The sequence below is a fragment of the Achromobacter sp. NFACC18-2 genome, from assembly GCF_900108985.1.
GTDB lineage: Bacteria > Pseudomonadota > Gammaproteobacteria > Burkholderiales > Burkholderiaceae_B > Achromobacter.
Map to the genome: position 1 here is coordinate 103,225 of NZ_FNYM01000014.1, position 20,034 is coordinate 123,258.

A 20,034-nucleotide genomic window follows, 5' to 3' on the forward strand; every position below is an offset into this window, starting at 1 on the left:
TGGAAGGCGCGAGGCGCTTGGCTCGCGCGCAGCCTCAGCCTTGCTTACTTCTTTTTGCGATACGCGTCGTGGCAGGCCTTGCAGCTAGCGCCCACGTCGCCGAACGCGGCGCGCAGCTTGTCCAGATCGCCGGCATCGGCAGCGGCCGACAGCTTCACGATGTTGTCCTGAAACGCCTGCTGCTTCTGCTTGAAGCCCGCGGCATCGCTCCAGATCTCCGGACGGGCGTCGCCGCCTTCCGTGCCCGGACCGAAAGCCGTCCAGGGCAATGCCGAGAGCGTCTTCAGCACCTCGACGTTCGCCTTGATCTGCGCGGCGTCATAGGGCGCCTGGCCCTTGACCACCGGCGCCATGCGGCCGAAATGCGAGGCGATGAGCGAGAGCGCCGACTGGCGGTACTTGACCGCGTCTTCGGGCTTGGCGAACTGCGCGGAGGCGGACGTCGCGAGCAGCGGACCCACCGTCATACAGGCCAGCGCAGCAAGCGTGGACAACTTCTTCATTGCTTTCTCCCGTAGGTACAACGTGAACGCCGCGCGCATGGCGCGCGCGGCATGGCGACTATACCGCCCGGGCCAGCTCGGCTGCCAGGCCGATGTAGGAGCGCGGGGTCATCGCCAGCAGGCGGGCCTTCGGCTCTTCAGGCAGCGCCAGGCCCTGGATGAATTCTCGCAGAGCCTCTTCGGTGATGCCCTTGCCGCGCGTCAAGGCCTTGAGCTGTTCGTACGGCTGCGGCAGGCCATAGCGGCGCATGACGGTCTGCACCGGCTCGGCCAGCACTTCCCAGCAGGCGTCGATGTCGGCGTCAATGGCGGCCGCGTTGACTTCCAGCTTGCCCAGGCCGCGCATGCAGGCATCCCACGCCACCAGGCAGTAGCCCAGACCCACGCCCAGGTTGCGCAGGACGGTGGAATCGGTCAGGTCGCGCTGCCAACGGGAGATGGGCAGCTTGTCGGCCAAGTGGCGCAGCACGGCGTTGGCCAGGCCCAGGTTGCCTTCGGAGTTTTCGAAGTCGATCGGGTTGACCTTGTGGGGCATGGTCGACGAGCCGACCTCGCCTTCCTTCAGGCGCTGCTTGAAGTAGCCCAGCGCCACATAGCCCCAGATGTCGCGGTCCAGGTCCAGGATGATGATGTTGGCGCGGGTGATCGCGTCGAACAGGGCCGACATCCAGTCGTGCGGTTCGATCTGGATGGTGTGGCGGTTCTGGGTGAGGCCCAGGCCGGCCAGCACGCGCTTGCTGAATTCGGGCCAGTCGATCTCGGGATAGGCGGACAGGTGGGCGTTGTAGTTGCCCGTCGCGCCATTGAGCTTGGCGAGCGGCTCGACGGCCTCGACGGCGGCGATGGCGCGGTTCAGGCGCGCGGCCACGTTGGCGAATTCCTTGCCCAGCGTGGTGGGGCTGGCCGGCTGGCCGTGCGTGCGCGACAGCAGCGGCTGGTCGGCGTTGGCCACGGCCAGTTCATTCAGCTTGGCGGCCACTTCGCGCAGGCGCGGCACCACGACCTGGTCGCGGGCGCGCGACAGCATCAGCGCGTGCGACGTGTTGTTGATGTCCTCAGAAGTGCAGGCGAAGTGGATGAACTCGGCCGCGCGGGCCAGTTCGGCGTCATCGGCGACCTTTTCCTTCAGCCAGTATTCCACCGCCTTCACGTCATGGTTGGTGACGCGCTCGATGTCCTTGATGCGGCCGGCGTCCGCTTCGGAGAAATTGGCGACCAGTTGGGCCAGGCGGGCGCGGGCGCCTTCGGAGAAGGCGGGCAGCTCGGGCAGGCCGGCGTCGGACAGGGCGACGAGCCAGGCGACCTCGACTTCCACGCGGTGCGCCATGAAGCCGGCCTCGGACAGCAGACCGCGCAGCGCGTCGCCCCGTGAAGCGTAGCGGCCATCCAGTGGCGAAAGGGCATTGAGTTGGCTCAGCTGATCGGCGATTTGCATGGTCTGGGAGAGAAAAAGCTACGGATGGGAAAACCCGACGATTTTATCATCCGAGCCAGCCCCACATTGTGGCAAACTGACGAAGATTCCGGCCTGCGGACAATTCCGACCGTCATGCGGCCTGCTATACTTCGGCCGCTTTCCGACTCCGCTTGTGACTCCATGAAACTGATCGGCTCGCTTACCAGTCCCTACGTGCGCAAAGTGCGCATCGTCATGGCCGAGAAAAAGCTGGACTACCGGCTTGAACTCGAAAACGTCTGGTCCGCCGACACGCAGATCCAAACGTACAACCCGCTGGGCAAGGTGCCCTGCCTGGTCATGGAAGATGGCGGCGCCCTGTTCGACTCGCGCGTCATCGTCGAGTACCTGGACACCCTGTCTCCCGTCGCCCGGCTGATTCCCCAGCCGGGACGCGACCGCGCGGCCGTCAAGTGCTGGGAAGCCATCGCAGACGGCGTCCTGGACGCGTGCGTGACCATCGTCAAGGAAAACCAGCGCCCCGAGGCCCAGCGCAGCCCCGAATGGATCGAACGCCAGCACGGCAAGATCCACGCCAGCCTGGACGCCATGAACAAGAGCCTGGGTGAAAACGCCCATTGCATGGGCATCAACTACAGCCTGGCGGACATCGCCGTCGGCTGTGCCCTGGGCTACCTGGACCTGCGCTTTGCCACCCTGGACTGGCGCACCGGCCAACCCAATCTGGCCCGCCTGTACGACAAGCTGTCCCAGCGCCAGTCGTTCATCGACACGGTGCCCAAGACGGCCTGACGGGCCTCCAGAAGCGCCCGGCCTGACCGGGCGTGCGCTGCGCCGGCCGCTCTCCGCGGCCGGTTTTCCTTATCCCGATCAAGCTGCCCAGGTCTGCCAGGCCTTGAACAGCATGTACGCGGCCAGTGCGAACAGCAGCGCGGCAAATACGCGCTTGAGCGTCTGCACGGGCAGGCGATGGGCCATGCGCGCGCCCAATGGCGCGGTCAGGACACTGGTGCACACCAGCGCCAGCAGCGCCGGCCAGTAGATGAATCCGAGCATTCCGGGATAGGTCTCGGCTTCGTTGAGGCCCGAGACGATATAGCCCACGCTGTTGGCCAGCGCGATGGGAAAGCCCAGCGCCGCCGAGGTCGACACCGCGTTGTGCAGGGCCACGTTGCACCAGACCATGAACGGCACCGACAGGAAGCCGCCGCCGGCCCCGACCAGGCCCGACAGGAAGCCGATGCCCGCCCCGGCCGCGCTGGTGCCGACGACGCCCGGCATCTGGCGCGTGGGCTTGGGCTTCTTGTTGCGCAGCATGCTCCAGCCGGAATACCCCACAAAGAGGGCAAAGAACAGCGACAGCCACAGCGTGCTGAGCGCGGCGAACACCGCGCCGCCCGACAGCAGCCCGCCGACGATGATGCCCGGCGCCATGGCCGCCACGATGCCCCACTTGATGGTGCCACGCTGCTGGTGGGCGCGGACGCTGGAGATGGAGGTGAACAGGATCGACGTCATGGACGTGGCGATCGCGGCATGCACCACCAGGTCGGCCGGCATGCGCTGCCAGGTGAACAGCATCGTCAAGAACGGAACCAGCAGCATCCCGCCGCCGATGCCCAGCAAGCCCGCGGCAAACCCGACCACGCCGCCCAACGCCAGCAGGCATATCACCATCGTCACATCCACAGCCATCTCCTCTCTTTTATTGTGATGAACATTGTCATGAACAAGGCCCCTCGGGCATCGCGCCCGGGGGGCCTTGGTTACGAGCGGCTGCGCATCCTAGAGAATGATGCCGCCGCCCAGGCAAACCTCGCCATCGTATAGCACGGCCGACTGGCCGGGCGTCACCGCCCACTGCGGCTCGGTGAATTCCAGCGAAAACGCGCCGTCCGCGGCATTGCCCAGGCGGCACGCCGCGTCGGCCTGCCGGTAGCGCGTCTTGGCGCCGTAGGCGCCCGGGGCCGGCGGATGGCCCGCCACCCAGCTCGCGTCCTGCGCCGTGAGGCTGCCGGACAGCAGCCACGGATGATCGTGCCCCTGCACCACGTACAGCACGTTGCGCGCCAGGTCCTTGCGCGCCACGTACCAGGCCTCGGCCGTGCCGTCTTCCCGCTGGCGTCCCTTGACGCCGCCAACGCCCAGGCCCTTGCGCTGCCCCAGCGTGTAGAAAGACAGTCCTTCGTGGCGCCCCACCTGCTGCCCTTCGGGGGTCAGGATGGGGCCGGGCTCGGTGGGCAGGTAACGGTTCAGGAATTCCCGGAACGGGCGTTCGCCAATGAAGCAGATGCCCGTGGAATCCTTCTTGGCGGCATTGTGCAGGCCGATCTCGTGCGCGATGCGCCGCACCTCGGTCTTGTGAATCTCGCCCAGGGGAAACAGCGTGCGCGAAAGCTGCGCCTGGTTCAGGCGGTGCAGGAAATAGCTTTGGTCCTTGGAGCCGTCCAGCGCCTTGAGCAGCTGGAACTGCGTGCCGCCGCCCTCGACGGGCACTTCGCGCACGCGGGCGTAGTGCCCCGTCGCGATATGCTCCGCGCCCAGCGCCATGGCATGATCCAGGAAGGCCTTGAATTTGATCTCGGCGTTACACAGGACGTCCGGGTTGGGCGTGCGGCCCGCGGAGTACTCGCGCAGGAATTCCGCGAACACGCGGTCCTTGTATTCGGCGGCGAAGTTGACGAATTCGAACTCGACGCCGACCAGGTCAGCCACGCTGGCGGCGTCCAGGAGATCCTGGCGGGTGGAGCAGTATTCGGAATCGTCGTCGTCTTCCCAGTTCTTCATGAACAGGCCGACGACCTCGTAGCCCTGTTGCTTGAGCAGCCAGGCGGTGACCGAAGAATCGACCCCGCCGGACATGCCGACGACAACGCGGCCTTTCTTGGTGGATGTTTGACTCATGATGCGGCTATTTTAGATCGGAGACGGTGTCTTCCCGCGGCTGCGGCTCGGCGGCCCGCGACACTTCCATCAGCCAGGCGCGGAAGGCCTGCAAGGTGGGGAGGTTGGCCTTTTGCTCGGGGTAGCACAGGTAATAGCCCATGCGCGCCCGGATCGGCAACTGAATGGCAATGGCCAGCTTGCCGTCACGCAGCTCGTCCTCGATGAGGCAGCGCGGAATCAGCGCCACCCCGAACCCCGCCGCCGCGGCCTGCGACAGCAGCGCGTATTGGTCAAAGCGCGCGCCCTCCAGGCTACGCCGCGTATCGCAGCCGGCCTGCTCGAACCAGTCGCGCCAGCCCTCCAGGGCCGAGGTATGGTGCAACAGCGGATACGCCAGCAGGTCTTCGGGCGACTTGCAGCCGGCCGGGATCAGGCGCGGGCTGCAGACGGGCAGGATTTCGCGGCCGACGATGTAGTCCGCGCCGCTGCCGGGCCAGAGGCCCTCGCCAAACCGCACCGCGGCATCCAGCTCCGGCGTGGAAAAATCGTAGCCCTGCCGATGCGGCAGGAATTCGACATGGATATCGGGGCGCAGGCGCATGAACGCGGTCAGCCGCGGAATCAGCCAGCGCGCCCCGAAGGTCGGCATACATGTGAGATTCAGCGTGCCCCCTCGCCCCTGGTGCGCGATCAGTTCGACCGTGGCCGCCTCGATCTGGCCGAGCCCTGCCTGGATCTTCGTGAGATAACTGCGGCCGGCTTCGGTGAGGACCAGGCCTTGCCTGATCCGCAGGAATAGTTCTACCCCGACGAACTCCTCCAAATGTTTCACCTGTTTACTCACGGCGCCCTGCGTCACGCAAAGCTCCTGGGCAGCGCGGGTGAAACTGCTATGGCGGGCGGCCACCTCGAAGGCTTGAAGATCGGTTAAAGAGGGACAGAAACGCCTCATCTGTAGTCCCCACTAAAGGTGGGGCTCCCTGCCCTGCGGGCCTGACGACGGCCTGCGCGGGACGCAAACGTTACGTAAAAGTAACGCCAATCGAGGCTGGCCGAAAAAGAGGTATGAAAAAAAGTCATAGCTTACGGAGAAACTTTCGTTTGCGCAAACCCGGCCGCCAGGAAAGAATCGTTGCGTTTGCGACTGCCTTTGCGCAACCGCTTTCCATTCATTAGTAGGGGAATCCATGCAACGCCGTAATGTAGTACTGGGCCTGTGTGTCGCCGCCGCGACGCTGGCCACGCCGCTGACCTCGGGTATCGCGCACGCTGAAGACGCGTATCCCAGCAAGCCCATCCGCCTGATCGTCCCCTTCCCGCCGGGCGGCACCACCGACATCGTCGGCCGCCTGTTCGCCGACAAGCTCGGCAAGGAACTGGGCCAGACCGTCGTCGTGGAAAACCGCGGCGGCGCCGGCGGCTCGATCGGCAGCGCGTTCGTTGCCAGCAGCGCGCCGGACGGCTATACCCTGGGTATCGCCACCGTCAGCACGCACGGCATCAATCCGGCCATCTACCCGAACCTGCCGTTCGATGGCGAGAAGGACTTCACGCCCATTTCGAACCTGGCTGCCGTGCCGAACATCATGACCATCAACCCGAAGGTCCAGGCCAAGAACATCGCCGAATTCATCACGCTGGCCAAGAGCCAGCCGGGCAAGCTGACGTACGCGTCGGCTGGCAACGGTTCCGTGTCGCACATGATGGGCGAGCTGTTCAAGATGGCGTCGGGCACCGACCTGATGCACGTGCCGTACCGCGGCGTGGGCCCGGCGCTGAACGACGCGCTGGCTGGCCAGGTCGACGTCATGTATGACAACCTGCCCTCCACGCTGCCGCACGTCCAGTCCGGCCGCCTGATCGCCATGGCCGTCGCCTCGCCCAAGCGCGTGGCCGCCCTGCCCGACGTGCCCACGTTCGCCGAAGCCGGCCTGCCGGCCGTCAACGACGCGTCCTGGTTCGGCCTGGTCGCTCCGGCCAAGCTGCCCGCCCCCGTGCTGGCCAAGCTGAACGCCGCCGTCCAGAAGGTCAGCGCCGAAGAAGACGTCAAGTCGCGCCTGGCTGCCCTGGGCGCCTCGCCGGCCGCCAACACCTCGGCCGAATTCGGCGCGCAGATCTCGGCTGAAATCGCCAAGAACAAGCGCATCGCCAAAGAAGCCAACGTGAAGATCGACTAACCGGTCTTCGGTCCCCGCGCGTCCTGGCGCGCGGGGACCTCCGATTCACGAACGCAGTACCCCCTTATGCGAATTACCCAACCCCTGTCCTACCGCCTCGACCTTCCGCAGCAATACCCCGATTCGGAAATTTTGGCTCCCCTTGTGCTGGACTCCCCGCACAGCGGCACCGCCTACCCCCCCGATTTCGCTGCCGCGGTGGACTTTGGCGCATTGCGCACCGCCGAGGACACCTGGGTTGACGACTTGTGGGGCGACGCCATCGAGATGGGCGTGCCGATGATTGCCGCGGCCTTTCCGCGCGCCTACATCGACGCCAACCGCGCGCCCGACGAAATCGACGAACTGCTGCTGGACGAGGCGTGGCCCGACGCGCTGAACGCCTCGCCCAAGGTCAAGCTGGGCAAGGGCCTGATCTGGCGCATGCTCGATGACGGCACGCCCCTGTACGACCGCAAGCTGACTGTCCAGGAAGTGCGCCACCGCATCGACGCCTGCTGGAAGCCCTACCACGCCGCGCTCGGCCAGGTGCTGGACAACGCGCACCGCAAGTTCGGCAAGGTCTGGCACATCAACTGCCACTCCATGCCCAGCGTGGCCGGCGAATTCGCCACCGACCGCCCCGGCCTGGTCCACCCCGACTTCGTGCTGGGCGACCGCGACGGCAGCACCAGCGACCCAGCCTTCCGCGAATTCATCGCGGCCTGGCTGCGCCAACGCGGCTATGACGTCACGGTGAACGACCCCTACAAGGGCGTGGAACTGGTCCGCGCCTTCGGCCGCCCGCAAGAAGGCCGCCACAGCCTGCAGATCGAGATCAACCGCAAGCTGTACATGGACGAAGTGTCGCTTCGTCCCAGCGAGAACTACGGCCGCCTGAAGGCCGATCTGCGCGACCTCACCGCCGCGCTGATCCTCTGGACTCGCGCACAGACGGTTTGACGCCGGACGTCTGCGCGCTGGTGCCGGCCGGCGACGTCGTCTGACTGGCCGGAGCATTCGGGTTGCAAGACCCGCACCCCATGGTTCGCCATGGGGTTTTTTTTGCCCGCGCACAAGCGGACCAAACGAGGGGAGCGTGAGAACGCACATTCCGTGTATAACTACGGCGAACCTTCTGAGGAGAGGCGTCGATGCACATCGGGATACCCAAGGAAACCCGAGACGGGGAAACCCGTGTCGCAGCAACACCGGAGACCGTCAAGAAGTATGTGGGCGGCAAGCACACAGTGGTCGTGGAGCGCGGGGCAGGCAGCGCCGCCCGCTATCTCGACGACGCCTACGTCGCCGCGGGCGCCACGCTCGGTTCCGCCCAGGAGGCCCTGGGCGCCGAACTCGTCATGAAGGTTCGCGCGCCCTCCCCCGATGAACTGCCCCACATGAAGCCGGGCGCCGTGGTGGTGGGCATGCTCGATCCCTTCGACGAGGAAGGCCTGGCGCAGTTGGCCGCCGCCGGCCTGACCGGCTTCGCGCTGGAGGCCGCCCCCCGCATCACCCGCGCCCAAAGCCTGGACGTGCTGTCATCGCAGGCCAACCTGGCCGGCTACAAGGCCGTGCTGCTGGCTGCCCATCACTACGGCCGCCTGATCCCCATGATGATGACCGCCGCCGGCACCCTGAAGGCCGCCCGCGCGGTCGTGCTGGGCACGGGCGTGGCCGGCCTGCAGGCCATCGCCACGGCCAAGCGGCTGGGCGCGGTGGTCGAGGCCTCCGACGTGCGCCCCGCCGCGCGCGAACAGGTCGAATCCCTGGGCGCCAAATTCATCGACGTGCCGTTCGAAACCGACGAAGAACGCGAGATCGCGCAAGGCACGGGCGGGTACGCCCGGGCCATGCCGCCCGGATGGATGGCCCGCCAGGCCGCGCTGGTGTCCGAGCGCTGCAAGCAGGCCGACATCGTCATCTCGACCGCGCTGATCCCCGGCCGCCCCGCCCCCACGCTGGTCTCCGAGGAAACCGTCGCGGCCATGAAGCCGGGCTCGGTACTGGTGGACCTGGCCGTCGAACGCGGCGGCAACTGCCCGCTGTCCGAAAAAGGCCGAATCGTCGACAAGCACGGCGTGACCATCATCGGGCTGACCAACCTGCCCGGCCTGGTCGCCACCGACGCTTCGGCGCTCTATGCGCGCAACATCCTGGATTTCCTGAAGCTCATCATCAATGCGGACGGCGCGCTGGCGATCCAGCGCGACGATGAAATCGTGGCCGCCTGCCTGATGTGCGAAGGCGGCAATGTGATGCGGAGGACGTGACCATGGAAGCGATCAACCCCACCCTGATGAACCTCATCATCTTCGTGCTGGCCATCTATGTCGGCTATCACGTGGTCTGGAACGTCACGCCCGCGCTGCACACGCCGCTCATGGCGGTGACCAACGCCATTTCCGCGATCATCATCGTGGGCGCGATGCTGGCCGCCGCGCTGACCGAAGGCGGACTCGCGCGCGGCATGGGCGTCTTTGCCGTGGCCCTGGCCGCCGTCAACGTGTTCGGCGGCTTCCTCGTCACGCGGCGCATGCTCGAAATGTTCAAGAAAAAGGACCGCAAGCCGGGCAAGGAGGAAGCGAAATGATCTCGCTGAACCTCGTCACCCTGCTTTATCTCGTCGCTTCGGTCTGCTTCATCCAGGCGCTCAAGGGCCTGTCCCACCCCACCACCTCGCGCCTGGGCAATGCCTTCGGCATGGCTGGCATGGCGATCGCCGTGCTGACCACCGCCGCGCTCATCATCGGCCTGGCGCGCAGCGGCACGGCCACGATCGGGCTGGGCTGGGTGGTGCTGGGACTGCTGGTGGGCGGCTCGGTCGGCACGCTGATGGCCAAGCGCGTCGAAATGACCAAGATGCCGGAACTCGTCGCCTTCATGCACAGCATGATCGGCCTGGCGGCGGTCGCGATCGCGGTGGCCGTCGTGGCCGAACCCCACGCCTTCGGCATCGCGCCCGCCGGCATGGCCATCCCGACCGGCAACCGGTTCGAGCTCTTCATCGGCACCTTCGTGGGCGCCATCACGTTCTCGGGTTCGGTCATCGCCTTCGGCAAGCTGTCGGGCAAGTACAAGTTCCGGCTCTTCCAGGGCGCGCCCGTGGTGTTCACCGGCCAGCACCTGCTGAACCTGGCGCTGGCGCTGCTGATGCTGGGGTGCGGCTTCTGGTTCATGCTCACGCAGGAATGGACGCCCTTCATCATCATGACCCTCATCGCCTTCGTGCTGGGCGTGCTGATCATCATTCCGATCGGCGGCGCGGACATGCCGGTGGTGGTGTCGATGCTGAACAGCTACTCCGGCTGGGCGGCGGCGGGCATCGGCTTTTCGCTGAACAACCCCATGCTGATCATCGCCGGTTCGCTGGTGGGCTCGTCGGGCGCCATCCTGTCCTACATCATGTGCAAGGCCATGAACCGGTCATTCTTCAACGTGATCCTGGGCGGTTTCGGCGGGCAGTCGGGCGGCGGCGCCGCGGCGGGAGACGCCCAGCAGCGCAGCGTCAAGTCAGGCAGCCCCGACGATGCGGCGTTCCTCATGACCAACGCCGAAAGCGTGACCATCGTGCCGGGCTACGGCCTGGCCGTGGCCCGCGCGCAGCACGCCCTGAAGGAACTGGCCGAAAAGCTCACCGCCCGCGGCGTGACCGTCAAATACGCGATCCACCCGGTCGCCGGCCGCATGCCCGGCCACATGAACGTGCTGCTGGCCGAGGCCGAAGTGCCCTACGACCAGGTCTTCGAAATGGAAGACATCAACAGCGAGTTCGGACAGACCGACGTCGTGCTGGTGCTGGGCGCGAACGACGTGGTCAATCCCGCCGCCAAGAACGATCCCAAGTCGCCCATCGCCGGCATGCCCATCCTGGAAGCCTACAAGGCGCGCACGGTCATCGTGAACAAGCGTTCCATGGCCTCGGGCTATGCCGGGCTGGACAACGAACTGTTCTACATGGACCGCACGATGATGGTCTTCGGCGACGCCAAGAAGGTGCTGGAAGACATGGTGAAGGCCGTCGAATAGCCGGCAAGCCAGGCGCTGCGCGGCCCTAGGGCTGCGCAGCCTTGCGCAACTGTTCGTCCACCACCTCGACCCAATGGCGCACCGGCGTTTCGGTGCCGCTTTGCAGATGGCCGATGCATCCGATGTTGGCCGACAGGATCACATCCGGGCTTGCTGCCGCAATGGCGCCCAGCTTGCGGTCACGCAGTTCCATCGCGATGTCCGGGTTCAACACCGAATACGCGCCCGCCGATCCGCAGCACAAATGCTTGTCCGCGAACGGCTGCAGGTCGAATCCCAGGTCGGCCAGCAGTTGCTCCGACAGCGGCCTCAACCCCTGCCAGTGCTGCAGGGTGCAAGGCGGATGGAATGCTGCCCGGGTGCCAGCCGGCAGTCGCGCGCGCAGCAACCCGGCATGCGGCGCGACGATCTCGGCCACGTCCTTGACCAGCGCCACGATGTCGGCGGCTTTTTGCGCATAGGCCGGATCATGGCGCAGGTGGTGCGCATATTCCTTGACCATCGCGCCGCAGCCCGACGCATTCATGACGATGGCCTCGACTTTGGCGTCCTGCACCAGCGGCCACCACGCATCGACGTTGGCGCGCATCTGCGCCAGGGCCTCGTCCTGCGCATCCAGGTGGAAACTCACTGCGCCGCAGCAGCCCGCGCCCGGCGCCAGGCGCGCTCCGATACCGACGGCATCCAGCACGCGGATGGTGGCGGCGTCGATGGTGGGCATCATGGCTGGCTGCACGCATCCGGTCAGCATCAGCACCTGGCGCTCATGCCGCGCCACCTGCGGCAGCGGGCCGGCGTCGCGGCGTTCCGGCACCTTGCGCTTGAGCGCCTGCGGCAGCATGCCGCGCAGGCTCTGGCCCAGGCGCATGGCCGGCGCAAACAGGGGCGAGAGCATCGTCCGGCGCAGCAGCGTGCGTTTGGTCTTGTCCGCCCATGAACGCTCCACCCGCTCGTCCACGATCTTGCGCCCGATATCGACGAGGTGCCCGTATTCCACGCCCGAGGGGCAGGTGGTCTCGCAATTGCGGCAGGTGAGGCAGCGGTCCAGGTGCTGCTGCGTGGACTGCGTGGGCTCCTTGCCCTCCAGCACCTGCTTGATGAGATAGATGCGTCCGCGCGGACTGTCCAGCTCGTCGCCCAGGACCTGGTAGGTTGGACAGGTGGCGGTGCAGAAGCCGCAGTGCACGCAGCGGCGCAGGATGGCGTCCGCCTCTTCGCCCAGTTCGGTGCCGCTCGCCCAGGATGCCAGATTGGTTTGCATGATGCCCTATAGCTCCAGGACCAGGCGGCCAGGATTGAAAAGACCCGCGGGATCGAGCTCCTGCTTGAGCCGGCGGGTGATCGCGCCGACGCCCGGCGCGAGCGGATGAAACACGCCATCGGCGGGCGGCGTGGCGCCGGCGGGCCGGAACAGCGTCGCGTGGCCGCCGTGCCGGGCCGCGGTCGCGCGCAGCGCTGCCGCATCGTGCGGGCCGGACAGCCACCGCTGGCCGCCGCCCCACTCCAGCAGCGTCGGCCCCAACTCCAGGTCTGGGGTGGTGGGCGGCAGGGCGAGGCGCCACAAGGGGCGGTCCGGTGCGAAGAAGGCATCGGTCTGCTCGCGCAGCGACTGCCACCATGCCGCGGCGGCGTCGGGCGCCAGGACGTCGCCGCCGATCAGCGCCTGCGCGCTTGCCAGCGCCGGCGGCGCGCCCGACAGGCGCACCCTCGTCATCCCTTCACCGCCATCGCCCTCCCCGGTCCAGCTCGTGGCCGAGATGGGCAGCGGCTTGCCACGCCAGAAGGCAAAGTTGGCAAGCGCCTGCGGCTGCGTGGCGGGCAGCGCCAGCGTGATCTCTTCCATCGGCCTGGGCACGACCTTGAGCGACACCTCGAGGATGGCGCCGAAAATGCCATGCGACCCGGCCAGCAGGCGGGACACGTCGTAGCCGGCCACGTTCTTCATGACCTCGCCGCCGAACGACAGGATGCGGCCTTCCGAATCCAGCAGCTGCGCGCCCAGCACAAAGTCTTTCAAGGCGCCGGCGCTCATGCGGCGCGGCCCCGAAAGTCCGGCCGCCACACATCCGCCCACCGTCGCCGACGGCGCGAAATGCGGCGGTTCGAACGCCAGCATCTGACCGTGCTCGGCAAGCGCGGCCTCCAGTTCGGCCAGCGGCGTGCCGGCGCGCACGGTCACCACGAGTTCGGACGGGTGGTAGCTGACGATGCCGCGGTAAGGCGTCATGTCCAGCAGACAGTGGCCATCCTGCGGCCGCACCGGCCGGTAATTGCCATAGAAGCGCTTGCTGCCACCGCCCATCACGAACAGGGGTTTGTGTCCGGCACGCGCCGTCATGACCTGGTCGCACAATTCCGACAGGACAAAATCCATAAGGAAAGCGTCCTAGAAACGGGCGAGATCGGGGAAGCGCAGTTCTCCCGCATGGACGTGCATCTTGCCGTATTCGGCGCAACGGGCCAGCGTTGGGATGACTTTTTCAGGATTGAGCAGGCACGGCGGATCGAAGGCCCGCTTTACCGCCAGAAACGCGTCGAGTTCTTCGCGAGAGAATTGCACGCACATTTGATTTATCTTCTCCATTCCCACACCGTGCTCTCCAGTCACGGTTCCTCCCACCTGCACGCACAGCTCGAGAATGGCGGCGCCGAATTTCTCAGCGCGCTCCACCTCGTCCGGCTTATTCGAATCGAACAGAATCAGCGGATGCAGATTGCCGTCGCCGGCATGAAAGACGTTGGCGCATCGCAGGCCGAATTCGTCTTCCATTTGCTCGATGGCGCCCAGCACGCGCGCCAGATGGCGGCGCGGTATGGTGCCGTCCATGCAGTAGTAATCGGGCGAGACGCGCCCGGCGGCGGGAAACGCATTCTTGCGCCCCGCCCAGAATTTCAGGCGTTCGGCCTCGGAGGTGGACACCTGGCAACGCGTGGCGCCGGCGTCGCGGAATACCGCTTCCATGCGCGCGATTTCATGCGCCACCTCTTCAGGCGTGCCATCCGATTCGCACAGCAGGATGGCCTGCGCATCCATGTCGTAGCCCGCGCGCACGAAAGGTTCGACCATGTGCGTGGCGCGGCGGTCCATCATTTCCAGCCCGGCCGGGATCATGCCCGCCGCGATCACCTGCGTGACCGCGTTGCCGGCCGCCTCGACGCTGGAAAAGCTGGCCATGACGACCTGCGCGCAGGCGGGCTTGGGGATCAGCTTGACGGTGACTTCGGTCACCACGCCCAGCATGCCCTCGGATCCGACGAAGACCGACAGCAGATCCAGCCCCGGCGCATCGGGCGCCTCCGATCCCAGCTCGACCACGTCGCCGTCGATCGTGACCACGCGCACGCGCAGCACGTTGTGCACGGTAAGGCCATACTTGAGGCAATGCACACCGCCGGAGTTCTCAGCGACGTTGCCGCCGATGGAACATGCGATCTGGCTGGACGGGTCCGGCGCGTAGTACAGGCCGTAGGGCGACACGGCTTCCGAGATCGCAAGATTGCGCACGCCGGGCTGCACGATGGCGGTCGCGCTGGCCAGATCGATGTGTTTGATGCGATTGAACTTGGACAGCCCGAGCAGCACGCCCCGGGTGTGCGGCATGGCGCCGCCCGACAGACCCGTTCCGGCGCCCCGCGCAACGATGGGTGCGTTCAGCCGCTTGCAGATGCGCATGACGGCCTGCACCTGCTCTTCGGTTTCAGGCAAGGCCACGACGGCGGGAACCGCGCGGTAAAGGGATAGGCCATCGCACTCGTAAGGACGCGTGTCTTCTTCGCGATAGAGCACACAGTGCGCGGGCAACGCGGCCGACAACGCCTCGACGAGCTGCTGCAGCGAATAAGGCGCCTGCACTTGTGCCAGGCCAGTTTCGACCAGTGAATTCATGAGCGCAACAATAGCGCGTGTGCCCACGATAAACAGGCCGGGATTTACCCGCACCTTCCAGGCGCTAAAGGGCATCGCGGCCGACGCATACGTAACCAGCCGTAAACCCCGTAGCGGCCTGTCGCAGAAAAGCCGCAAGCCAGCGGCAATGCAAGCGGGACAAGCCGTCCCGCCCGCTTCCTACCAGGACACGATCTTGCCGGGATTCAGGATGTTGTTCGGGTCAAACGCGTGCTTGAGACTGCGCATCAGGTCGAGCGCATCTTCGCCGTGTTCTTCCGCCATGAACTGCATCTTGTGCAGGCCCACGCCGTGCTCGCCCGTGCAGGTGCCGTCGGCCGCGATGGCGCGGCGCACGAGGTTGTGGTTGATGGTTTCGGATTCCTGCCACTCTTGCGCGTTATCGGCATCCAGCAGCATCAGCACATGGAAATTGCCATCGCCGACGTGGCCCACGATCGTGTAGGGAAAGCTGGCGCGATCCAGTTCCTCGACCGTGTCACGCACGCAATCGGCCAGGCGCGAGATGGGCACGCAGACGTCGGTCGTGCTGGCGCGGCAGCCCGGGCGCAATTGCAGGCCCGCGAAATACGCGTTGTGGCGCGCGGTCCAGAGGCGGCTGCGGTCTTCGGGACGCTCGGCCCATTCGAAGTCCATGCCGCCATGCTCGGCCGTGATGGCCTGCACGGTTTCCGCTTGCTCTTGCACGCCTGCGGGGCTGCCGTGGAATTCAAACACCAGCAGCGGGGTTTCGCGCAGGCTCAGCTTGCTGTGCAGGTTCACCGCGCGCACGCTGGCCGCATCCATGAACTCGACGCGCGCGACGGGCACGCCCATCTGGATGATCTCGATCACGCTCTGGACCGCGGCGTCCAGCGTGGGGAAATTGCAGACCGCGGCGGACACGGCTTCAGGCTGCGGATACAAGCGCACGGTGACTTCGGTGATGATGCCGAGCGTGCCCTCGCTGCCCACGAAAATGCGCGTGAGGTCATAGCCCGCCGACGACTTGCGCGCGCGGCCCGCGGTGCGGATGATGCGGCCGTCCGCGGTGACGACGGTCAGCGACATGACGTTCTCGCGCATCGTGCCGTAGCGCACGGCGTTGGTGCCCGAGGCGCGGGTGGCGGCCATGCCGCCGAGGCTGGCGTCCGCGCCGGGATCGATCGGGAAGAAGAGGCCCGTGTTGCGGATTTCTTCGTTGAGCTGCTTGCGCAGCACGCCCGCCTGCACCGTGGCGGTGAGGTCTTCTGCGTTGATGGCCAGAACCTTGTTCATCTGCGACAGGTCCAGGCTGATGCCCCCCTGGATCGCCAGGATGTGGCCTTCCAGCGACGAGCCGGCACCGTAGGGAATCAAGGGAACGCGATGTTCATTGCACACCTTGGCGACGTACGCGACATCCTCCGTCGACTGCGCAAAGACCACGGCATCGGGCAGCATGGCGGGATAAGGCGATTCATCGCGGCCGTGGTGTTCGCGCACGGCGGCCGTTTCCGACAGGCGGTCGCCAAAGCGCGCGCGCAAGGCATCCAGACAGGCGGCGGGCACCGCGCGGCGCAACGTTTCGGCGTGCAAGGGAGCGTTCATGATCTAGGAGTTCCCGGGGTTCGATAATCCGAATATTCTACGCCGCCCCGCATGCTGCGCCGCACACCGCCCCAGGCAGGCGGTCCGCGGCGCGCATCCCCCTCATTTGCCGGAGGTCAGCGCCACCCGGCGGCGCTCACGCACGGCCTGCGCCAGGCGTTCGAGCACGGCCACCGATGCGTCCCAGTCGATGCAGCCGTCGGTGATGCTCTGGCCGTACACCAACGGCTGTCCCGGCACCATGTCCTGGCGGCCGCCCAGCAGGTGGCTTTCGACCATGACGCCGATCAGGCGGGCGTCGCCCGCTTCCATCTGCCGCGCGACGTCTTCGATGACCAGCGGCTGGTTCTCGGGCTTCTTGCTGCTGTTGGCGTGGCTGGCATCGACCATGATGCGCTGCGCGAGACCGGCCTTGGACACGTCCTGGCAAGCCGCATCGACGCTGGCTGCGTCATAGTTCGGCGTCTTGCCGCCACGCAGGATCACGTGGCAGTCCTCATTGCCGGCGGTGGACACGATGGCGGAATGCCCGCCCTTGGTCACCGACAGGAAATGATGCGGCTGCGAAGCCGCCTTGATCGCGTCGACCGCGATCTTCACATTGCCGTCCGTGCCGTTCTTGAACCCCACCGGACACGACAGGCCCGAAGCCAGCTCGCGGTGCACCTGGCTTTCCGTCGTGCGCGCCCCGATCGCCCCCCAGGAGACCAGATCCGCGATGTATTGCGGCGTAATCATGTCCAGGAACTCGCATCCCGCCGGCAAGCCCATGCTGTTGATGTCCAGCAGCAGCTCGCGGGCCACGCGCACACCCTTGTTGATGTCGAAGCTGCCGTCCAGATCGGGATCATTGATGAGGCCCTTCCAGCCGACGGTGGTGCGCGGCTTCTCGAAGTAGACGCGCATCACGATTTCCAGGTCGGCGCTCAGGCGGTCGCGCACCGGCTTGAGACGCTTGGCGTATTCGATCGCGGCGCGCGTGTCGTGGATGGAGCAAGGACCGATCACGACGATCATGCGGTCGTCCATGCCGTGCAGGATGCGGTGCATGCCCTGCCGGGCGGCGAACACGGTCTCGGACGCCTCTTTGGTGCAGGCGAACTCGCGCATGACGTGCGAGGGCGGGTTCAGTTCCTTGATTTCTCGAATGCGAAGATCGTCGGTGTTGTGTGACACGGTACTGCTCCTGGTTTGCCCGCCACGGCGGCACAAAAAAAGCCGCCAGTTTGCTGGCGGCTTTTTTGGGGGGATTCTTTCCAAACTTCAGATTGAGCGCGTCCCTTCCTCCGCCAGCGGCTTCAGAAAACCAAAAAAATAAAAATAAAAGGCGGGGGACGCGAATTTCATGGGAAAAGACTCTAGCACAATTTTTTGAGGGCGTCACGCTGGCAATTTTGCCGCGTGCCGCCCCCTATTTACCGCTTCAGGACACTTTGGACCGCGTCAGGCCGTGCCGCCGACCGTCAGTCCTTCCATGCGGACGGTGGGCATGCCCACGCCGACGGGCACGCTCTGGCCGTCCTTGCCGCAAGTGCCCACGCCGGAGTCGAGCTGCAGGTCATTGCCGATCATGGTGACGCGGTTCATGGCATCGGGGCCGTTGCCGATGAGGGTGGCGCCCTTGACCGGATAGGTCACCTTGCCATCTTCGATCATGTAAGCCTCGGAAGCCGAGAACACGAACTTGCCGTTGGTGATGTCGACCTGACCGCCGCCGAAGTTGACTGCATAAAGGCCACGCTTGACCGAGGCCACGATCTCATCGGCGGGCTTGTCGCCCGCCAGCATGTAGGTATTGGTCATGCGCGGCATGGGCAGATGCGCAAAGGATTCGCGGCGGCCGTTGCCGGTAGCGGCGGTCTTCATCAGGCGGGCGTTGAGCGTGTCCTGCATGTAGCCGCGCAGGATGCCGTCTTCGATGAGCACGTTGCGCTGGGTGGCATTTCCCTCGTCGTCGATATTGAGCGAACCGCGGCGATCAGGGATGGTGCCATCGTCGACCACCGTCACACCCTTGGATGCCACGCGTTCGCCGATGCGGCCGGAGAACACGCTGGAACCCTTGCGGTTGAAGTCGCCTTCGAGGCCATGACCGACGGCTTCGTGCAACAGGATGCCGGGCCAGCCCGAGCCCAGGACCACGGTCATTTCGCCGGCAGGCGCCGGACGCGCCTCAAGATTGACCAGCGCTTCGTGCACTGCCCGCTCGACATAACCCTGCAGCATGTCGTCGGTGAAGTACGCCAGGCCGAGCCGCCCGCCGCCGCCCGCGTGGCCCATTTCGCGACGGCCATTGCGCTCGGCGATCACGGTGAGCGACAGGCGCACCAAGGGGCGCACGTCGGCGGCCAGGCGGCCATCGCTGCCCGCGACGAGCACCACGTCATACTCCGCGCCCAACCCCGCCATCACCTGGATCACATGCGGATCGCGCGCTCGCGCCATGCGCTCGACGCGCTCCAGGAGCGCGACTTTCTCGGGCGCGCTCAGGCTGGCCACGGGATCGATGTCCGCATAAAGGCTGCGGCCGATCTCGGCCTCCACGTGGGCAGCCACCTTGACCTTGCCGGCGCCGCGACGGGCGATGCCGCGCACGGCGTGCGCCGAGGACAGCAGCGCCTCGGGCGACAGGGAATCCGAATAGGCGAACGCGGTTTTTTCTCCGCTGACGGCCCGCACGCCCACACCCTGGCTGATGGAAAAGCTGCCCGTCTTGACGATCCCTTCTTCCAGGCTCCAGCCTTCGCTGCGCGTGTATTGGAAGTACAGGTCGGCGTAATCGACCTTGTGGGTGAAGATTTCACCCAGTGCCCGCGCCATGTCCGCTTCGGTCAGGCCCCAGGGGTCGAGCAGAAGGGATTTGGCGGTGGCCAGGGATGCAATGGCGGGATCGATGATTTTCATAGGCTCAGTTCAGGAACGGCAGCGGGGCCGCGCATGCGCGCGATGGCGCTCAAGACCGTATCGTAACGCCGACCAGGCTCCGGCGTCCCGACAGGCGGCAAAAGTTACGGGCGCCCGCATCCGCCATGGCAGGACAAAATGGTCTCGCATCGGACGGGCATTGGCCGCGCATTATCTTTCCCATACACATGGGGACGGTACATTGGGTATCAAGTTAAGTATTTGAGGGGATGGCGGCAAACCGCGCCCACGTCGATTCCCGGTCGCTTTCCAGTCGTTTCCGGGTCTTTTCCAGGTCTTTTTCCAGGTCGTCACACGACCTGACAACAAAATGAAATGTCGGGGACGGAGCGCCGGCAAGTCGACCATATCATTCCCGGAGGATGAGAATGCCAAAATGCATGACGCACGTTTTTGCGTCGTGAATACAGGCATCTGCGCACCGTATAGGCCGCAATTCGGCGGCGTGGTGGTAATGGCTGGCATATAGACGGCATTGCGCCCAAATGGTTTCCCTGCGGTCGTTCGGCATGCGCGCAAGCCCCGCCAACATTGGGCGTCGGCCTCCCAGTTGTCAGACAATCGATCCCCATCCTGTCGACCTGTCAGCCCAAGCAAGCGCTTGTTTCAGTTTGTCCCAAATTTAAGATTTACCTTCCCATG

17 protein-coding genes are annotated in these 20,034 nt (G+C 65.8%); 6 read left to right on the top strand and 11 right to left on the bottom strand.

Going from position 1 to position 20,034, the window contains the following annotated elements:
- Positions 1-44 precede the first annotated feature (44 nt).
- Together BMW75_RS20640 and purB are read right to left on the bottom strand one after the other, a co-directional pair.
- Positions 45-503 carry a c-type cytochrome gene (locus tag BMW75_RS20640; protein WP_092581658.1) on the bottom strand — a complete coding sequence of 153 codons (459 nt, stop codon included), beginning with the start codon at positions 501-503 and terminating at the stop codon, positions 45-47.
- A 58-nt stretch (positions 504-561) separates the two neighbouring features.
- Entirely contained in the window at positions 562-1,938 is a 1,377-nt protein-coding gene (purB, locus tag BMW75_RS20645) for an adenylosuccinate lyase (protein WP_076519776.1), read from the bottom strand.
- 162 nt (positions 1,939-2,100) lie between these two features.
- On the opposite strand from purB, the gene BMW75_RS20650 reads away from it, so the two are divergent.
- The gene (locus tag BMW75_RS20650; protein WP_092581659.1) at positions 2,101-2,712 is read left to right on the top strand and encodes a glutathione S-transferase; all 612 of its coding nucleotides are present in this window, start codon (positions 2,101-2,103) and stop codon (positions 2,710-2,712) included.
- Positions 2,713-2,790: 78 nt separating this feature from the next.
- Here BMW75_RS20650 and BMW75_RS20655 read toward each other — a convergent pair whose 3' ends face one another.
- From BMW75_RS20655 to gcvA, 3 genes are all read right to left on the bottom strand, one after another.
- The gene (locus tag BMW75_RS20655) at positions 2,791-3,609 is read right to left on the bottom strand and encodes a sulfite exporter TauE/SafE family protein (RefSeq protein WP_092581660.1); all 819 of its coding nucleotides are present in this window, start codon (positions 3,607-3,609) and stop codon (positions 2,791-2,793) included.
- 96 nt (positions 3,610-3,705) lie between these two features.
- Positions 3,706-4,824, bottom strand: a complete 1,119-nt coding sequence (mnmA, locus tag BMW75_RS20660) for a tRNA 2-thiouridine(34) synthase MnmA (protein ID WP_092581661.1) — start codon at positions 4,822-4,824, stop codon at positions 3,706-3,708.
- Positions 4,825-4,831: 7 nt separating this feature from the next.
- Positions 4,832-5,758, bottom strand: coding sequence for a transcriptional regulator GcvA (gene gcvA, locus BMW75_RS20665; RefSeq protein WP_092581662.1), 927 nt, complete (start codon positions 5,756-5,758; stop codon positions 4,832-4,834).
- Positions 5,759-5,993: 235 nt separating this feature from the next.
- Here gcvA and BMW75_RS20670 point away from each other — a divergent pair, with 235 nt between their 5' ends.
- The 5 genes from BMW75_RS20670 to BMW75_RS20690 all read left to right on the top strand — a co-directional run bounded on the left by BMW75_RS20670 (position 5,994) and on the right by BMW75_RS20690 (position 10,991).
- Entirely contained in the window at positions 5,994-6,983 is a 990-nt protein-coding gene (locus BMW75_RS20670; protein WP_076519771.1) for a Bug family tripartite tricarboxylate transporter substrate binding protein, read from the top strand.
- A 66-nt stretch (positions 6,984-7,049) separates the two neighbouring features.
- Positions 7,050-7,925, top strand: coding sequence for an N-formylglutamate amidohydrolase (locus tag BMW75_RS20675; protein ID WP_092581663.1), 876 nt, complete (start codon positions 7,050-7,052; stop codon positions 7,923-7,925).
- A 191-nt stretch (positions 7,926-8,116) separates the two neighbouring features.
- Positions 8,117-9,235, top strand: coding sequence for a Re/Si-specific NAD(P)(+) transhydrogenase subunit alpha (locus BMW75_RS20680; protein WP_092581664.1), 1,119 nt, complete (start codon positions 8,117-8,119; stop codon positions 9,233-9,235).
- A gap of 2 nt (positions 9,236-9,237) precedes the next feature.
- The gene (locus BMW75_RS20685; protein ID WP_006224972.1) at positions 9,238-9,555 is read left to right on the top strand and encodes an NAD(P) transhydrogenase subunit alpha part 2; all 318 of its coding nucleotides are present in this window, start codon (positions 9,238-9,240) and stop codon (positions 9,553-9,555) included.
- A complete protein-coding gene (locus tag BMW75_RS20690) occupies positions 9,552-10,991 on the top strand; it encodes an NAD(P)(+) transhydrogenase (Re/Si-specific) subunit beta (protein ID WP_076519768.1) in 1,440 nt (479 codons plus the stop codon). The genes BMW75_RS20685 and BMW75_RS20690 overlap by 4 nt, the downstream gene beginning before the upstream one ends.
- A 25-nt stretch (positions 10,992-11,016) precedes the next feature.
- Here the strand turns inward: BMW75_RS20690 and glcF are convergent, their stop codons facing one another.
- The 6 genes from glcF to tldD form a co-directional block, all read right to left on the bottom strand.
- On the bottom strand, positions 11,017-12,252 hold the full coding sequence (glcF, locus tag BMW75_RS20695) for a glycolate oxidase subunit GlcF (RefSeq protein ID WP_092581665.1): 1,236 nt from the start codon (positions 12,250-12,252) through the stop codon (positions 11,017-11,019).
- Between the two features lie 6 nt (positions 12,253-12,258).
- Positions 12,259-13,365: a glycolate oxidase subunit GlcE gene (gene glcE, locus BMW75_RS20700; RefSeq protein ID WP_092581666.1), complete on the bottom strand. Its 1,107-nt coding sequence runs from the start codon at positions 13,363-13,365 to the stop codon at positions 12,259-12,261.
- Between the two features lie 12 nt (positions 13,366-13,377).
- Complete coding sequence (locus BMW75_RS20705; RefSeq protein ID WP_076519765.1) at positions 13,378-14,877, bottom strand: FAD-linked oxidase C-terminal domain-containing protein; 1,500 nt, start codon at positions 14,875-14,877, stop codon at positions 13,378-13,380.
- Positions 14,878-15,057: 180 nt separating this feature from the next.
- Positions 15,058-16,467, bottom strand: a complete 1,410-nt coding sequence (locus BMW75_RS20710) for an FAD-binding oxidoreductase (RefSeq protein WP_076519764.1) — start codon at positions 16,465-16,467, stop codon at positions 15,058-15,060.
- A gap of 102 nt (positions 16,468-16,569) precedes the next feature.
- Positions 16,570-17,643 carry a 3-deoxy-7-phosphoheptulonate synthase AroG gene (gene aroG / locus BMW75_RS20715; protein WP_076519763.1) on the bottom strand — a complete coding sequence of 358 codons (1,074 nt, stop codon included), beginning with the start codon at positions 17,641-17,643 and terminating at the stop codon, positions 16,570-16,572.
- Between the two features lie 267 nt (positions 17,644-17,910).
- The gene (gene tldD / locus BMW75_RS20720) at positions 17,911-19,371 is read right to left on the bottom strand and encodes a metalloprotease TldD (protein WP_076519762.1); all 1,461 of its coding nucleotides are present in this window, start codon (positions 19,369-19,371) and stop codon (positions 17,911-17,913) included.
- Between the last annotated feature and the right edge of the window lie 663 nt (positions 19,372-20,034).

Bases quoted from the DNA above. Each gene is read 5' to 3' on its own strand.
- BMW75_RS20675 (WP_092581663.1), top strand. From the start codon at position 7,050: ATGCGAATTACCCAACCCCTGTCCTACCGCCTCGACCTTCCGCAGCAA.
- tldD (WP_076519762.1), bottom strand. From the start codon at position 19,371: ATGAAAATCATCGATCCCGCCATTGCATCCCTGGCCACCGCCAAATCC.
- BMW75_RS20670 (WP_076519771.1), top strand. From the start codon at position 5,994: ATGCAACGCCGTAATGTAGTACTGGGCCTGTGTGTCGCCGCCGCGACG.
- BMW75_RS20705 (WP_076519765.1), bottom strand. From the start codon at position 14,877: ATGAATTCACTGGTCGAAACTGGCCTGGCACAAGTGCAGGCGCCTTAT.
- BMW75_RS20690 (WP_076519768.1), top strand. From the start codon at position 9,552: ATGATCTCGCTGAACCTCGTCACCCTGCTTTATCTCGTCGCTTCGGTC.
- purB (WP_076519776.1), bottom strand. From the start codon at position 1,938: ATGCAAATCGCCGATCAGCTGAGCCAACTCAATGCCCTTTCGCCACTG.
- glcF (WP_092581665.1), bottom strand. From the start codon at position 12,252: ATGCAAACCAATCTGGCATCCTGGGCGAGCGGCACCGAACTGGGCGAA.
- BMW75_RS20680 (WP_092581664.1), top strand. From the start codon at position 8,117: ATGCACATCGGGATACCCAAGGAAACCCGAGACGGGGAAACCCGTGTC.
- BMW75_RS20685 (WP_006224972.1), top strand. From the start codon at position 9,238: ATGGAAGCGATCAACCCCACCCTGATGAACCTCATCATCTTCGTGCTG.
- BMW75_RS20650 (WP_092581659.1), top strand. From the start codon at position 2,101: ATGAAACTGATCGGCTCGCTTACCAGTCCCTACGTGCGCAAAGTGCGC.
- BMW75_RS20710 (WP_076519764.1), bottom strand. From the start codon at position 16,467: ATGAACGCTCCCTTGCACGCCGAAACGTTGCGCCGCGCGGTGCCCGCC.
- glcE (WP_092581666.1), bottom strand. From the start codon at position 13,365: ATGGATTTTGTCCTGTCGGAATTGTGCGACCAGGTCATGACGGCGCGT.
- gcvA (WP_092581662.1), bottom strand. From the start codon at position 5,758: ATGAGGCGTTTCTGTCCCTCTTTAACCGATCTTCAAGCCTTCGAGGTG.
- BMW75_RS20640 (WP_092581658.1), bottom strand. From the start codon at position 503: ATGAAGAAGTTGTCCACGCTTGCTGCGCTGGCCTGTATGACGGTGGGT.
- mnmA (WP_092581661.1), bottom strand. From the start codon at position 4,824: ATGAGTCAAACATCCACCAAGAAAGGCCGCGTTGTCGTCGGCATGTCC.